General features: G+C 59.8%; 13 protein-coding genes. 7 read left to right on the top strand and 6 right to left on the bottom strand.

Going from position 1 to position 16,071, the window contains the following annotated elements; all coding sequences use genetic code 11:
• The first annotated feature begins 387 nt into the window (after positions 1-387).
• Positions 388-684: a transposase gene (locus NRB16_RS11185; RefSeq protein ID WP_257106166.1), complete on the top strand. Its 297-nt coding sequence runs from the start codon at positions 388-390 to the stop codon at positions 682-684.
• A gap of 37 nt (positions 685-721) precedes the next feature.
• Complete coding sequence (locus NRB16_RS11180) at positions 722-1,009, top strand: hypothetical protein (protein WP_257106165.1); 288 nt, start codon at positions 722-724, stop codon at positions 1,007-1,009.
• Positions 1,010-1,107: 98 nt separating this feature from the next.
• On the opposite strand, the gene NRB16_RS11175 is transcribed toward NRB16_RS11180, so the two are convergent.
• The 4 genes from NRB16_RS11175 to NRB16_RS11160 all read right to left on the bottom strand — a co-directional run bounded on the left by NRB16_RS11175 (position 1,108) and on the right by NRB16_RS11160 (position 6,159).
• Positions 1,108-2,361 (bottom strand): arsenic transporter, encoded by a 1,254-nt coding sequence (locus NRB16_RS11175; RefSeq protein ID WP_257106164.1) that lies wholly within the window; start codon positions 2,359-2,361, stop codon positions 1,108-1,110.
• 9 nt (positions 2,362-2,370) lie between these two features.
• Positions 2,371-3,621, bottom strand: coding sequence for an MFS transporter (locus tag NRB16_RS11170; RefSeq protein WP_045481736.1), 1,251 nt, complete (start codon positions 3,619-3,621; stop codon positions 2,371-2,373).
• A 214-nt stretch (positions 3,622-3,835) separates the two neighbouring features.
• Complete coding sequence (locus tag NRB16_RS11165) at positions 3,836-5,122, bottom strand: CitMHS family transporter (protein WP_257106163.1); 1,287 nt, start codon at positions 5,120-5,122, stop codon at positions 3,836-3,838.
• Between the two features lie 104 nt (positions 5,123-5,226).
• On the bottom strand, positions 5,227-6,159 hold the full coding sequence (locus tag NRB16_RS11160; RefSeq protein WP_257106162.1) for an SMP-30/gluconolactonase/LRE family protein: 933 nt from the start codon (positions 6,157-6,159) through the stop codon (positions 5,227-5,229).
• Between the two features lie 416 nt (positions 6,160-6,575).
• On the opposite strand from NRB16_RS11160, the gene NRB16_RS11155 reads away from it, so the two are divergent.
• From NRB16_RS11155 to NRB16_RS11135, 5 genes are all read left to right on the top strand, one after another.
• Positions 6,576-7,517, top strand: coding sequence for a hydroxymethylglutaryl-CoA lyase (locus tag NRB16_RS11155; RefSeq protein ID WP_257106161.1), 942 nt, complete (start codon positions 6,576-6,578; stop codon positions 7,515-7,517).
• Positions 7,514-8,716, top strand: coding sequence for a CaiB/BaiF CoA-transferase family protein (locus NRB16_RS11150; RefSeq protein ID WP_257106160.1), 1,203 nt, complete (start codon positions 7,514-7,516; stop codon positions 8,714-8,716). Before NRB16_RS11155 ends, NRB16_RS11150 begins: the two co-directional genes overlap by 4 nt.
• Before the next feature lie 137 nt (positions 8,717-8,853).
• A complete protein-coding gene (locus tag NRB16_RS11145; protein WP_257106159.1) occupies positions 8,854-10,173 on the top strand; it encodes an MFS transporter in 1,320 nt (439 codons plus the stop codon).
• A gap of 152 nt (positions 10,174-10,325) precedes the next feature.
• The gene (locus NRB16_RS11140; RefSeq protein ID WP_257106158.1) at positions 10,326-11,090 is read left to right on the top strand and encodes an IclR family transcriptional regulator; all 765 of its coding nucleotides are present in this window, start codon (positions 10,326-10,328) and stop codon (positions 11,088-11,090) included.
• 366 nt (positions 11,091-11,456) lie between these two features.
• Entirely contained in the window at positions 11,457-13,205 is a 1,749-nt protein-coding gene (locus NRB16_RS11135; protein ID WP_257106157.1) for a BCCT family transporter, read from the top strand.
• A gap of 301 nt (positions 13,206-13,506) precedes the next feature.
• Here NRB16_RS11135 and NRB16_RS11130 read toward each other — a convergent pair whose 3' ends face one another.
• Together NRB16_RS11130 and NRB16_RS11120 are read right to left on the bottom strand one after the other, a co-directional pair.
• A complete protein-coding gene (locus NRB16_RS11130; RefSeq protein WP_373568453.1) occupies positions 13,507-14,100 on the bottom strand; it encodes an RNA-guided endonuclease InsQ/TnpB family protein in 594 nt (197 codons plus the stop codon).
• Positions 14,101-14,289: 189 nt separating this feature from the next.
• On the bottom strand, positions 14,290-16,050 hold the full coding sequence (locus NRB16_RS11120) for a S8/S53 family peptidase (protein ID WP_257106155.1): 1,761 nt from the start codon (positions 16,048-16,050) through the stop codon (positions 14,290-14,292).
• Positions 16,051-16,071 lie beyond the last annotated feature (21 nt).

Genomic DNA, 16,071 nt, shown 5'->3' with positions numbered 1-16,071 from the left:
TGATACCTGCAACGTTATGGGGAAGTCGCTGGGGGTTAGAAATTCAGGTCGCCAAACCCGACTCACTGATTTTGCAGTGAGCGCTGCGCAGATTAGCCGGGCTGGAAACAGTGCAACAGGTGATGGCCACCGACGCTGCCTACGAGTATGTAGCCCGTTTCTCAATCAACGTTCAGCAGTACGCTGGTCAGGATGTCAGTCTTTCTTCTCATGCTTGTACTCGTTCAGCCATTTCAAGGAGAGATACACATGTTCAAGGAATTTTTCATTCGTCTGGGCGAGCAGGAAATGTGCACTGGAATCGTGATCGAGGCTGATGATCAGGTGCATTGGTCTAGTGGCTCTGGACACCTCAGTAGCTGAAATCACTATTCAAGAGGAGTCCCCATGAGCAAAAAGAGCAGAGCTTTCGATGCCGGCTTCAAGCTGGAAGTAGCCAGGATGGTCAAAGATCAAGGCATGAGTGTCAGTCAGGTTTGTCGTGAACGGAAGGTGGGTGCAACCGCCGTGCGGCGCTGGGTCCAGCAATACGGAACTGAGCATTCAGGCAGTGCCGGGACGGCTAAGTCGCTCACCGCCGAACGCAAACGCATCCGCGAGCTTGAACAGCAAGTACGCGAGCTGAAAATGGATAACGACACCCTGAAGAAGGCTACGGCGTTCTTTGCTCGAGAATTGAAATGATCAATCAAAAGACGCCACTCTTTGCCTCGCCCAACGTATGAAAAAACTAATCGCCATCGCCACAATACTCATCGGCGCCCACCTGTTTATCGGCTACTACAACACCCTCTGGGCCGAAGATAACCATCGGGTATTTTTCATCAAGCACCGACCTACCTGGCAAACCGAGTTCATCAACCTGTACGCCAGTGATGCGGATGATAAGCCGCTGGATAAGCTGAGCGCCCTCGAACGCAATGTGGTCAGGGATTATTGCTTCTACCGGCTTGGCATCGAAACCTGGCTGGAGGACCAAGCACAGTTGGACGCCTGCAAGCAGCGTTAGTCTCGATACTGTTTGGTTAGACGCCGCCAGGCTCTGGGGGAACGAGCGGGCGGCGATCTGTCTCGTTCGTGAAGAGGTCTATAAAGTCAACGCCCCTTTTAAACCAACAACGCCGTCAACGCCCCGACCAACGCCGGCGGCATCACCAGCACGCCCAGCTTCAGAAACCCCCACGCCCCGACATGCTCGCCCTCGCGGCGAATCGCTGCCAGCCACAACAAGGTCGCCAGTGACCCGGTGATCGACAGGTTCGGCCCCAGGTCGATGCCGATCAACAGCGCCGCGGTCGTGCTGCCGGGCAGTTCGGCCATCTGGCCCATGGAGCCTGCGATCAAGCCGGCCGGCAGGTTGTTCATCAGATTGCCGGCCAGTGCCGCAGCGATGCCAGCCACCCAACCAGCATGCGCTTCGCCGTGTTGCGCCAGCGCCGCAAGGCTGTCGGCCAGGTGCCGGGTCAGGCCGGTGTGCGCCACCGCTTCGACCAGCATGAACAGCCCGGCCACCAGTGGCAGCACGCCCCAGGCCACGCCCTTGAGCACCGGCAGCGGGCTGCGCCGCTGACGCAGGTGGATCAGCCCGGCGGTGGCCAGACCCGCGCAAAAGGTCGGCAGGCCCAGTGGCCGGTCCAGCGCCGAGGCACTGAGCAGCACGATGCCGGTCAGGACCAGGCCGAACGCACACAGGCGCGCGCCGCCAGGCAGCGGCTGCAGGTCGATGCAGGTGGCCAGCGGCTGGCGAATCTGTTTGCGTTGGGCCAGGCGCAGCATCAGGTAAGTCAGGCCAATGGCGGCCAGTGACGGCAAGCTGAATTGCCGAAGCCAGTCGAGCAGTGGCGGCATCTGGCTGCCAAACACTACCAGGTTGGCCGGGTTGGAAATCGGCAGTACGAAGCTGGCCGCGTTGGCGATAAACGCGCAAATGAACAGATAAGGCAGCGGCTCGGCCTTGGCGGCGCGGCAGGCGGCGTACACCGCCGGGGTCAGGACCACGGCGGTGGCATCGTTGGACAGAAACACCGTAACCAGCGTGCCAACCAGAAACACCAGGTTGAACAGCCGCTGGCCAGAGCCTTTGGCGTGCTGTACCGCATACATCGCCAGCCAGTCGAACAGCCCCTGCTGGCGGGCCAGTTCCGCCAGGACCATCATGCCGATCAGAAACAGATACACATCGCCGCCTTCGGCCACGGCTTTGAGCGCGGCAGGCAGCGGCAGCCAGCCGAGCAGAATCAACAGCACCGCGCCGCCGAGCGCCCAGACAAATTCCGGCACCCGCCAGGGGCGCAGGATCACTGCGGCGGTTGCGAGGGCGGCAACGGTCCAGATCCCCGTCGTCGGGTCTAATGCAGGCATGGCAGGTACTCAGAGGGTGGCGGCAGGCTGGGCCGCGGCGCTGTTGGAAGTGCGCGTGGAGGTTTCCGGCACGGTCAGCCACAGCAGCACAAAGGCTACCCCGGCAATCGCCGCCAGGGTCAGGAACGCGGCATTGTAGCCTGCCGCCTGGACCACCAGGCCGGCCAGGCCAGGGCTGAGTGCCGCGCCCAGGCCGAATGCCGCTGACAAGGCGCCCAGGCTGACGTTGAAACGCCCGGTGCCTTGGGTCAGGTCTTTGACCACCACCGGAAACAACGCGCCAAACAGCCCGGCACCGATGCCATCGAGCAACTGCACCGCCAGCAGCCAGAATGGTTCATCAGAGACCACGTACAGCGCACCGCGCAGCGGCAGAATCAAAAAACCGGCCATCAGCAGTGGCTTGCGCCCCCACTGGTCGGCACGGGCACCGGCCAGCAGCGCCATGGGCACCATGACCAGTTGTGCGGCGACGATGCACGCTGAGGTCAGTGGGGTGGCCAGTTGCAGATTGACCTGCGCCAGCTTCTGGCTGACCAGTGGCAGCATCGCCGCATTGGCCAGGTGAAACAGTGCGCAACACACCGCGAACCACAGCAGCGGCCGGTTGCTGAGCAAGATCCGCAGCCCGGACGGCTGGCCGTGACTGCCCGCCGACTCCGGGGTGAAGCCCCGCGCGAGATCATGGTCAATGGCCTTGGCCGATACCAGGCTGACCGCGACAATGCTGCCCAGCGTCATCACCGCCATCAGGTAAAACACCGCCACCGGGCCGAACAGCCAGGCAAAGCCGCCGGCCAGCAGCGCGGCACAGGCATTACCGGCATGGTTGAAGGTCTCGTTGCGCCCGGTACGGCGGGTAAAGGCCCGCGGGCCGGTGATGCCCAAGGTGATCGCCGCGATGGCCGGGGCGAACACCGAGCCGGCGATGGCGCTGACAGCCTGGGTCAGCGCCACCAGGCCGAACGATGTCAGCCACGGCAGCAGCAGGCAACTGCCGGTCACCAGCAGCGCGGCAAGCACCACCACGGCACGCTTGGCCGTGGTGCGGTCGATCAACGCGCCCGCCGGTGCCTGGGTCAGCAGCGCTGCCACTGCGGCAACGGTCATCACCAGACCGATACTGGCTGGCTCCCAGTTGTGCACGGCCAGCAGGTAAATCGCCAGATACGGCCCCAATCCGTCGCGCACGTCGGCGAGAAAGAAGTTCAGCCCATCCAGCGACAGCTCATTGCGACGGTTCTTGGTCTGGTCGTTCAAGTGGATGATCTCGGCAGGTCAGCGGAGCAGTGAAACATCTTGATACGCTGACTGTGGCCAATGGCTTTAGTTCGTAGGGGCAGAGGTTGAGGCGAGAGGGAGGTAACATTTTTTGGCGCGGCCGGCTCCAGCTGCACACAAGAGCCGGCTGCTTCAATCACGGACCATTGAAGCGCTGTCCGTGTATTGCTCGGTGCGAGCCGGTCGTATCGGCTCAGTTCAAAACAGTGATGCTACCCAGTACCACGGCAGCAATGAACATGACAATGCAGGTGCCGATGCTCCACAAAATCGATGCCCGCTGGTTGTCCCCATAGTCCAGGTCAAGCAGACCACACAGCAGGTAGGTGGATGCCACCAATGGGCTGAGCAGATGTACCGGCTGGCCTATAAGGCTTGCGATGGCCATTTCCTGGGCGTCGATACCGTAGTGGCTGGCCGTCTCGGCAAGAATGGGCAGCACGCCGAAGTAAAAGGCGTCATTGGTCAATACATAGGTAAACGGCATACTGATTAAGGCAGTAAACACGGACATGAAGTGTCCGGCAGACTGTGGAATTACATGAATCAGGCTCTCGGAAATGGCTTTTACCATGCCGGTGCCAGACATGATGCCGACGAAGATACCTGCTGCAAAAATCAGCAGGGTGACGGCCAGTACATTGTCGGCATGTTTGCCGAGTACGACTTTCTGCTCCTTGATACTCGGATAATTTACCAGCAGCCCAAGCCCCAGCGCGATCATGAACAACAGGGCCAGAGGCATGACATTGAGCATCATCAGGGCAATCAGACCGATGGTCAGAGCTGCATTGAACAGAAATTTCCAGTTGCCTGGATGAAACTCAGTCAGTTGCTCCAGGATCTCGTCATGACGTATGTCGATAACGCCCAGGCGGCGACGTTCCCGGCGACCCAGATAAAAAGCCGCCAGCATTACCCAGGCCAGACCGGCCAGCATGACTGGCAGCATCTTGATGAACAGCTCGGTGATGTCTACGTGCATGGCGCTGGCCGCACGAGAGAATGGTCCAGCCCATGGCAGGATGTTCATGACCCCGATGGTGAGCAACAGGACGGTTGCCATGACCTGAAGGCTGATTCCGGTGCGGCGGTAAAGGGGCAGCAGGGCCGCTGTGGTGATGATATAGGTCGTCGCGCCGTCGCCGTCCAGACCGACGCAGATACCCAGGACCGCAGTCCCCATGACGATCTTCTGCGGGTCGCCCTTGACCAGTCTCAGGATCAGCTTGATAAGCGGATTGAACAGGCCGGCGTCAGTCATCATGCAGAAGTACAGGATGGCGAAGGTCAGCATGATTCCGGTAGGGGCAAGCATCTTTACCCCATCGAACATCATTGGCCCCAACTGCGTGGCAAAGCCGCCCAGGCAGGCGAAAGCGATGGGGACCAGGATCAGCGCAACCAGTGGCGATAGCCGCTTGCTCATGATCAGGTACATGAAGCAAGCAATCATTGAGTAGCTCAGAAACGTAAGCATGCGTCCCTCTTTTTTATCTGTCTTGTTCGGGTGATGTGGAAAGCAACCGGTTTTTCAGGGGCGAAAGGGGGCCATGTGCGCGGGCGCACTAGCGATTGTCCAAACTAACGAGTGGTATGCGAGAACATCGGTCTGCCCGAATGCTCCATCTGTGCCTTGAGAATATGGCCGGTCGAGGAGTCGGTGATGAACAGGCTGCGGTTGCCTTCACCACCGAAAGCCAAGTTGGTCAGGGTCCGGCCTTGCGTGCATGAGCGAATCCGGTAAAGCGGTATCGCATGACGATCAAAGACCCAGACACAGGCATTGCCTGCATCGCAGACATACAGGTTGCCGTCTTCGTCCAGCGCCATGCCATCGGCGCCGCTGACACCACCTGCCATGGCCGTGAAAACGCCCACTTTGGTGGTGCCCCCGTCGGGCTGGAGCGGCAAACGCCAGACCGCGTTGCCGCGGGTCATCGCTACCAGTAGGGCTTGCTCATGCAGGTCCATGACCAGCCCGTTCGGGCTAGGACCGTTGTCGAGCAGGCAGTCCAGGCGATGGTTTTCCAGGTCATAGCGAAACACCCGGCCGCTTGGATCGTGCATGCCGGTCTGGCCCTGATCGGTGAAATACAGCAGCCCTTGCTGGTCGAAGAACAGATCATTGACGCCCTTGAAGCCTTCGCTGCGGCGATGGGTAAGAAAAGGCTCGATATGTTTGCTGACCGGGTCCAGCAGCATGATGCCGCGCTTGTAATCGGCAATAAAAATTCGCCCGTCACGATGGATTTTCAGCCCGTTGGGCCAGCCGTCGTACTCGACTACCAGTTCCCATTCGCCGCCGGGGGATATGCGAAAAATCCTGCCGTAAGGAATGTCGGTGACATAGAGATTGCCATGGGTATCGAACGATGGCCCTTCCAGAAAACTGGCTACAGGCTGGCCTGGCTTGTTGGCCCGTACCCAGTCGGAGTCACCGTCTTTCCAGAACTCTTTTGGCAGTTGGCTGAAGATTTCCGTTGCCCGGTCTTGGGGAGGGGAATACAGGCTCATGGCGGTTCTCCGGGGATGGTCAGGGCGCTGCGTTGTCATGCACGGCAAGGCTCTGTGCAAACGTCAGTTCAAGGCGCTCTGGGATTATTATTGTCCAGAATTTTTGTTCTGTCTGATAGAACTGTATTTTTCTTGGTGAAACACTTTCGATCTGTTTTTTCTTTCTGTCAAGTCCGCCCTGACCATTGCAAACGAACAAAATAAATCGCTTTTACCTAGAGAAAATAGATTTTTTCCATAATTTTTTGAAAAATTCCGGTTGTCGGTTTTCAGGTTGACAGGGGTTGAATTTAGATGAAATATTTAAAAACAGAACTCAATTCTGCCTGATAGAACAAACATAACAATCTTTCAGCATCGGCTGCCGTATTGCATGAATGTTCAGACAGGCTCTCCAACTGCCAAGGAGAACCACCGTGACAAACGCGACGGATATCGACATTTTGATCAGTGAAGTAGGCCCGCGCGACGGCCTGCAGAGCGTGGCTGCAACCATGCCTACTGAACTCAAACTCCAGTGGGTGACCGCCTTGGCGCAGTCAGGTCTGCGCGAGATTGAAGTGGGTTCGTTTGTCTCGCCCCGACTGCTGCCGCAGATGGCTGACTGTGCCCGGGTGGTAGCCCATGCCCTGACCCTGCCCGGGCTATTCGTGACGGCACTGGTACCGAACCTCAAAGGGGCCGAGGCCGCTTTCAACTCGGGAGTGCACAAGATCACCATGCCGATTTCGGTCAGTGAGCCGCACTCGATTTCTAACATCCGCAAGACTCATGAGCAGGTTTATGAAGAGGTGCGAGCGGTAGTAACGCTGCGCAATGAGCGGTTTCCTGGCATTGAGATCGAAGCAGGGCTGTCCACCGTATTCGGTTGCACCCTGCAAGGCGTGGTAACCGACGACGACAGTATTCGAATGGCCGTGAAAATGGCCGAACTGGGAGTCAATGAGGTGGGGTTGGCCGACACTGTCGGCTATGCCAATCCGACCCAGGTACGGCGTGTCTTTACCCGTTTGAAACGCGAACTTGGCGCCTTGGCGGGCAGTGCTCATTTTCATAACACCCGTGGTCAGGGCCTGGCTAATGTCGTCGCTGCGCTCGAAGCTGGCGTAACGACCTTTGATGCATCACAAGGCGGCCTGGGCGGCTGTCCTTATGCCCCCGGTGCTTCCGGCAATATCGTGACCGAAGATCTGGTGTATCTGCTGGAGTCCATGGGACTGCGTACCGGCGTTGATATCGACCGGCTGGTGGCTGCCCGTCAATGGCTTGAGCAGGGCTTGCCTGGCGAAGCCCTCTACGGATTCATTCCGGATGCGGGTGTGGGCAAGAATTTCACCTACGCGGGGGCCGCGCAATGAGTCAGCCAGCAGAAAAGAATCTGCCGCTTGCCGGTATCCGCGTTGTCGAATTCGTGCATATGGTGATGGGGCCAACCTGCGGCCTGCTGCTGGCCGATCTGGGCGCCGAGGTCATCAAGGTCGAGCCGGTTCCCGAAGGGGATAACACCCGGCGCCTGATGGGCTCGGGGGCAGGCTATTGGTTGACCTATAACCGCAACAAGAAAAGCTTTGCGGTGGATATCAAGTCCGAGCAAGGCATGGCTGCACTGAAGAAGCTGCTGGCTACTGCCGATGTGGTCACCGAGAACTTTCGTCCCGGCGCCATGGACAAGCTGGGGCTGGGATACGAAGGGGTCAAGGCGATCAAACCTGACATTATCTACAGCTCGATGAAGGGCTTTCTGCCTGGTCCTTACGAGAAGCGCACTGCACTTGATGAAGTGGTGCAGATGATGACAGGGCTGGCGTACATGACAGGTCCGGTCGGCAGACCGCTGCGTGCAGGAGCATCGGTCAACGACGTCATGGGAGGTATGTTCAGTGCCGTGTCGGTCCTGGCTGCGTTGCTGCAGCGCAAGCAGACCGGGCTTGGCCAGTTTGTCCAGACCGGGCTGTTCGAAAACTCGGCGTTCCTGATGGGACAGCACATGATGCAGAAGGCCGTCACCGGTGCTGCCGCGGCCCCGATGCCAAGCCGGATTTCGGCCTGGGCAATTTACGATGTCTTTGAAACGGCAACCCGGGACGGGCAGGTTTTCATCGGCGTGGTCAGCGACACCCAGTGGGTATCCTTTTGCCAAGCGTTCGACTTCCCTGATTGGAGCAATGATGCCGGGCTGGCCCGCAATAACCAGCGGGTCCAGGCGCGTGACCAGATCATGCCGCTCGTGCGGGCCCGTATAGCGTCGATGGATAAAGCCGCCGTCATGACGCTGTGTGAGCAGGCAGGCTTGCCGTTCTCGCCTATTCAGCGTCCCGAAGACTTGTTCGAAGACCGGCATCTCAATGAATCCGGAGGCCTGGCGCAGCTCACCCTGGCCGATGGCGAAACGGTAAACGTACCGATGCTGCCATTTGAAATGGATGGGCAGCGTTTCGGCACCCGGCTGGAGGTGCCTGACCTGGGAAGTCATTCCCGTGAGCTGTTGAGTGAATTGGGGTACGACGCTGACACCATCGACCGGTTTGAGGCCGCTGGAACCATCAAGTGCACCTGACGGCGACAAACCATCACGCCCCGCGGATTTCTGGACGAGCGCAGCAGGTGAGTTGCTGCCCGGATACGCCGCTTGTCTGCAAAAGCCGCTGACCGGTCCCGCCGCGGCTTCATAACAACAACACCGAGGATACTGTCATGACTGACGTCACGACCCCGGCCGGCGATCTGCCCAAGCCAAAATTTGATGCGGTTACCGACCTGCAACGACGCGCGATGAACAAGGCTGCGTGGCGATTGATTCCGTTGCTGGCGCTGGCCTATTTCTTCAACTATCTGGACCGCACCAGTGTCGGCTATGCAGCATTGCAAATGACCGATCAACTAGGGCTTACGGCTGCCCAGTTCGGCCTCGGTGCCGGAATCATGTTCGTCGGTTACTGCCTGTGCGAGGTGCCCAGTAATCTGGCGATGTATCGCTTCGGGGCGCGCCGGTGGATGGCGCGCATCATGATCACCTGGGGACTGGCAGCTGCGGCCACCGCTTTTGTGGTCGGGCCCTATAGCTTCTATGTCATTCGCTTCATTCTTGGCGTCGCCGAAGCAGGTTTTTTTCCAGGAGTGATCTTTTTCCTCACGCTATGGTTCCCGGCCCAGTACCGTACCCGTGTGCTGGCCTGGTTCACGGTTGCCACACCCATTTCATTTCTGGTGGGTGGCCCGCTGTCGATCTGGCTACTCCAGATGCACGGCTTCCTTGGGCTGGCGGGCTGGCAATGGATGTTTATCATCGAAGGCCTGCCGGCCTGTGTATTAGGTTTGATCACCCTGAAAGTACTTGCCAATCGCCCGGATGAAGCCGAATGGCTGACTCAGGAAGAACGCAATGCGCTTAATGACATGCTGGAAAAGGAAAAACGCACATCCCAAACCGGGCATGCATTTCGTAAGGCACTGAAAGATCCGCGAGTCTGGATTCTCAGTTCGATCACCTTCAGTTTTACCATCGGTACCTATGGTATCGGCATCTGGCTGCCGCAGATGCTCAAGGCTCAAGGCGTCGAAATCAGCATGATTGGCTGGGTGGCAGCAATTCCCTACTTCTTCTCGACCATTGGCCTGCTGTTTTGGGCCAAACATGTGGACCGTACCGGCAAAGGCATTCTCAACCTGATAATTGCCCTGATCTTGGCAGGTCTGGCGCTGATGTTTGCGCTCAATATGAATGCGCTGGTTCCGGCGTTGATCGGCATCACCCTGGCGTTGGTGGGCACCATCTCGGCAAAAACCATTTTCTACACCTTGCCCGCACGCTTTCTGTCAGGCCAGGCGGCTGCCGGGGGCATTGCCCTGATCAACTCCATCGGCGCGTTTGGCGGTTTCGTGGGGCCTTACCTGATGGGGTTCCTGAAGGACTACACGAATTCCTTCGCTACCGGACTGATGGTGATGGGCTGCATTCTGTTCTTCGCTGCGCTGATGGCGCTGTCCTTGCGTCTGTTCATGCGTGATGCCTGAACCCGTAACGGTGAGGCTGCGCCAGGCTTGAGGCTGGTCGACAATGGTCATAAGCGGTTAAGGTAGTGTCGTATTGTCCGGTCTTTGCGCTAAATGCAGAGGCCGGGCCGATTCACGCCAAACTATCCTCGAGTCTCGACCTCCCTAAGACTATGCCCAAGAGTTCAGCATCCACCGAAGAGTCATCCCAAGGCCATGCCGAAGGCGGCGTGGCTGCGGTTGACCGCGCTTTCAGCATACTGGCTGCATTCGAGCCTGGTCAGAGCAGCTTGCCGCTGGCTGAAATCGCGCGGCGCACCGGCTTGTACAAAAGCACTATTCTGCGCCTTATGAGTTCGCTGGAACATGCAGGTTATGTCCGTCGCCTGGCCGATGGCCAGTTTACGATCGGGCCTGAGCCGTTGCGGCTGGCACAGATTTACCAGGCATCTTTCCGTCTGCGCGATGCGATCCATCCGATGCTTGAAGCCTTGACGGAAGAAAGCGGCGAGACCTCTTCTTTTTATGTCATTGAGCACGACAGCCGTGTTGTTCTGTTTCGTGTAGAGCCTAAACGTGCGGTGAGATTCTCGATCCATGAAGGTGATCGTTTCCCGCTCCATGCAGGTGCCTCCGGCAAGATTCTAAGGGCCTTCGGTGTGCCGGCTGACCGCGGCCTTCCAGATGTACGACAGCAATTTTGGGCGGCCTCCTATGGCGAGAGAGATCCTGATACCGCCTCGGTCTCGGTGCCGGTATTCGGCATGAATTACGAGTTCAAAGGCGCTTTGACGCTCTCGGGGCCTGCCGAGCGTTTCAGCAAGGAAAAAGTGGAGGCTGCGCGTCAGCAACTGCTGCTCAGAGCTGCCCAGGCCACTCAGTTACTGGGGGGGGAAAACCGGGAGCTACTGACAGCGCTGGAGCAGTTCAAAAACTGACGTCCCTTCTGCCCCCTGGGGGGGCCGCCCCCCTTAAGACGCATCGGCCTCGGATGCGTTGTTGGCTGCAACCAGTGTTCATGCTGGCGCTTGGGGGCTCCTGTCGCCATACCCTTCGATAAGCCGTCCTGATAACTAATCAATAGCAGGTCGTTCAATGGACGCCCCACGCCGGTATCGGAACAGGCGGCGTCCGTCAGCGCCGCATAATCGCCTCCGGCAACCCGTACACGTCGGTCCCGGACGTCGCGATGCGCGCTGAATGCAAGTGGCTTTTACGCCCGCAAGGATTTGGCACAAGGCTGCTGACCCCAATAACAAAAAAACCTGCAGCGTCCAGGAACCCACACAGGGGCGTCATCATTTATGGCACAAGAATACAACCCGGATACGCTGGCCCTCGGCGTAACCGATCCCTCGCAAACCGAAGAGGCCTTCCGTGACCGGCATCTGGAAGGCACCATCGACTGGATCGTGTTTGGTGTCACCAGTGTGCTGGCCATCGCGTTCATCGCCTGGGGCTTTATCAACCAGGCGAGTCTGGCGGCCAGTGCCTCCACGGCGCAATCGTGGGTCATCGTGCACTTCGGCTGGTTCTTCGTGCTGACCTCGACGCTGTTCGTGATTTTCGTGTTGTGGCTGGCGGCCAGCCGTTACGGCAAGGTGCCGCTGGGCCGCGATGGTGAAGCGCCGGAGTTTCGCACCGTGTCGTGGGTGGCGATGATGTTCAGCGCCGGCATGGGCATCGGCCTGATGTTCTTCGGGGTTGCCGAGCCGCTGTCGCACTACGTCAACCCGCCGCCGGGTTCGGCGGTGGCGCAGTCCAGCGAGGCGATGCAGGTGGCCATGGCGACCACGCTGTTCCACTGGACCCTGCACCCGTGGGCAATGTACGCGATCATCGGCCTGGTGATTGCCTACGGCACCTTTCGCCGTGGCCGCTCGCAGTTGATTTCCACTGCCTTCCGGCCATTGATCGGTCGCCATGCCAATGGCCCGCTGGGGCGGCTGATCGACATGATGGCGATCTTCGCCACGCTGTTCGGCTCGGCCGCGTCGCTGGGGCTGGGCGCCTTGCAGATCGCCGGTGGCCTTGAGTACAACGGCTGGATCGAGCATCCCGGCAAGCTGTTCTACGTATCAATCATCACCCTGTTGACCATCGCCTTCATCGCCTCGGCGGTGTCCGGTATCGGCAAGGGGATCCAGTGGCTGTCCAACACCAACATGGTGCTGGCGCTGGTCATGGCGCTGTTTGTGTTTATCGTCGGCCCGACCCTGCTGATGCTCAACCTGCTGCCGACCTCGCTGGGCATCTACATCAAGCTGCTGCCGGAAATGATGGCCCGTACCAGTGCCAGCGGCGGTCAGCAGATGGACAGCTGGCTGGCCGGCTGGACCGTGTTCTACTGGGCCTGGTGGATATCCTGGACACCCTTCGTGGGCATGTTCATTGCCCGCATCAGCCGTGGCCGGACCATTCGCCAGTTCGTCAGCGGGGTGTTGCTGGTGCCGAGCCTGGTCAGCCTGGTGTGGTTCACCATCTTCGGCGGTGCCGGTATCGATGCACTGCGCGACGGCTCCTTCACCCTGATTGAGGGCGCGGTCAATAGCAACACCGCGCTGTATCAGTTGCTCGACAGTTATCCGTGGGCCTCGGCCACCTCGGTGCTGGTGATGATTCTGGTGGCGATTTTCTTTGTCTCCGGCGCCGATGCTGCATCGCTGGTGATGGGCACGCTGTCAGAGCACGGCACCACCGAACCGTCGCGCAGAACCGTGATTTTCTGGGGCGCACTGACCGGTACGGTGGCGGCGATCATGCTGGCCATCGGTGACCCGCGTAATCCGGGCGAGGCACTGACCGGGTTGCAGAACCTGACCATCGTGGTGGCCTTGCCGTTCGTGATTGTCATGGTCCTGCTGTGTGTGGCGCTATACCGCGACTTGCGCAAAGACCCGATGATGCTGCGCCACCTGCGCGGCACCGAGCTGATCGAAAAAGCCGTGCTGTACGGCGCGGTCAAGCACGGCGAAGAGTTCTACATCGTGGTCCAGGAGAAGAAGACCAGCACCCAGACGCAGCCTGAAAACAGTGAGAGCACCAGCGCCTGACCCGGCTTTTTCGCGAGCAAGCTTGCTCCCACAGTATTTCAAGGCAGGATCCGGGTGGGAGCGGCCGTATTTCAGATCAGGGTCGAGGTGGGAACGACCTGGGTCGTGAAGGCTGTTTTCCAAGCGCTACAGGGGGTGTGTCGGGATTGGCCTATTCACGAGCTGGCTCGTTCCCACAGTATTTCAAATCAGCAAGCGTGGGAGCATGCCAAGTCGCTTTAACTCATCGGTACCAGGCAGCTTGTTTTTCAACGGTCTTTGACATCCTCCCCGGCCTGAAGGCCGGAGACTCCTACGGCGCTCAGGCGCGGCATCGAGCCGCCCCCGAGTCGCTTCGGTGGGTTCCTGCTGCTGGCGCCATGACCTCTGCGCTCACTTCACAGGCTAACCGGGCGTGTCCCGCCCTTAGTACATTGATCGCGCCAACCACATCGGCGTTGCCTTCGAAACCACATCCCACGCACCTGAACAGCGCTTGCGTCTGGCGGTTGGCCGCCGACACATGGCCGCAACAAGGGCACGTGCGGCTGGTATTCTGCGGCGGCACGGCAATCAGCCAGCCGCCGCGCCACGCCAGCTTGTAGTCCAGTTGCCGGCGGAGCTCGAACCAGCCCTGATCGAGGATGGCCCTGTTCAGGCCAGATTTGGCCCGAACGTTTCTTCCCGGTGCCTCGGCCGTGCCTGCCGCCGACCTGGACATATTGCGTACCTGCAAGTCCTCGATACACACCATCGCGTGGTTTTGGCTGATCGTGGTGGAGCACTTGTGCAGGTAGTCGCGGCGGGCATTGCCGATGCGGGAGTGAATGCGCTGGAAGTCGTTACATGCTGCTCTTGAGCCATGAGCCAGGAAGACGACATTAGGCGCCGACGGCACGGTGTTTTCAAGATGCATGCCCATGGGGTCTTTGTAACGAAATACCGCCGTAGAAGGGCATCTGTGTCGCCGTGTTACTGCGCTTCATCCTGTGGCGGTGCGTACATCGAACAGTTGCAGTAGGCACCCCACTGCAACCAGGGACGGCTACGCCGTCCGCGCTATCCTTCCCCGCCCTGAACGGCGGGGCTTGTCGCGCGCCGATGGTCAGCGCACCCGCTCACGGCTCTGCACCGTAAGATCCAGAGCCTGCTGCATGTCCAGGCGTGCCGAGCGGCCAACGTCCTGGTTGTCTAACTGATAGCTGCGTTCGGACGGCAGGATCGGTGCGGTGAGGTCTTCGGCATCGGTGGGCTCGAAGTCGTAGTTGTCACCGATGGTCATCGAGCTGCGGCGCAGCAGCATGCGCAGTTGCGCCGGTTGCAACTGCGGATTGATCGACAGCATGGTCGCCACAATGCCGGCGACCATCGGCGTGGCATAGGAGGTGCCGCAATGCACGCTACCGGTCTGCCCGGCGTCGCGGGTAGAGGCATGGGCGCAGGCGGCAGCGGTGATGTCGACGCGCTTGTCGATATTCGATGAACTGCGTTTGACCGCATAGCCAGGGTCTTGCACGGCCAGGCCAGGCTGCTCGTTGCGCTGATGGCCGCCGACCACCAGCAGTTGTTCGGTGACGAACGAGGAGGGCAGGCGGTATTCATCGGTGCTGGAAAACGACGAGCCGTTACCCGCCGAGTTCACCACCAGCACGTCCGGGTGTTCGCGGCGCAGCCAGAAGAAGAACTCTTCGAGCAGCTCTTCATAACCACTCATGGCCAGCCCCGAGCGCAACAGTGAATCCACCTCGGTGCCGTCCACGGTCTTGGCCCCGACCCGATGAATGCCCCAGCTCCAGTTGAGCACCCGCACGCCGTCTTCGACCAGGTTCACCGAGGCGGCGATATTGGCGGTGATCCCGGCATCAGAATTACGCTCCACGATCACCTCGAAACCGCCGGAATGCTTGTCCAGCCCGCGCAACAGGCCGGTGTTGCCGCCGTTGTCCCATCCGGCAGCGAGAATCCCCGCCACGGTGGTGCCGTGGCTGTCCGGCTTGCTGGCGTCACGGGCATAGACGCAGGTGCGCGGCAGCGCGCAGGCGCCGATATAGTCGCTAAAATCGGCGGTGTCGAAATCCACACTGCGCTCGATCAGGCCGATACGCACCGGTTGCGGCTGGATGGGCGACTGGCGGCCGGGGATGCGCCGCTGGTAGTAATTGACGGCATCGACAAAGCGATTGGCAGCCCACTCGTCCGAGTCCGGCGCGGGTTTACGCGGTTCTTGCCGGCGTACCGGCGGCTGTTCAGCCTCCTCGGCAGCCGACTCTTCAATCACCACCGCATCGACACTGATCTCACTGCCCAGACGCAGCACCAAGGCATCGCGCTGCACCAGATCGGTGGCGGGCAGGCGCAGTTGATACAGGTTGAGCGGCGCAATGCTGCCGACCACCGTAGCGCCATATTTGTCGGCCAACTGCTGCGCGGCCAGGCGGCCATCCTGATTTTCTTCGATCAACACGCTGACCAGATTCACGTAGGTGGTCAGGCCATCCATGTTGTTCGCCACTTCATCCGCTTTGGCCGCCACTACATGACTGTTGCGCAGGGTCAGCCAGGCCGCATTGCTGGCCCGCGTGCCGTCTTCCAGCCACAGCGGGCCGCTCTGCCGGCCATGGCTGTCGAGGGTCAGGCGCAGGTTCTGGCCGTCGCGTTGCACCGCGTTTGCCGGCAGGCTCTGGCCGCCAAGCTTCAAGGTGGGCGTTGCTGGCGACAGACCGCGTACCGTGAGGCACCAGGTCTGGCGCTGGCTGTCGAGCAGATCGCCGCAGCGCGCCAGTTGCTCCAGGCGCAAGGGTTCTTGGGCCACAGCCATACCGGACAGTGCAAGAAAAGTGGTCAGAGCGGCAGGGCGCAAAGGCATGGCGGAGTGTCCTGGATCAGC

This window comes from Pseudomonas sp. LJDD11, assembly GCF_024584215.1.
Lineage (GTDB): Bacteria > Pseudomonadota > Gammaproteobacteria > Pseudomonadales > Pseudomonadaceae > Aquipseudomonas.
The sequence above is the reverse complement of the archived record's forward strand: the minus strand, read 5'-3'. Positions and strand labels throughout refer to the sequence as shown.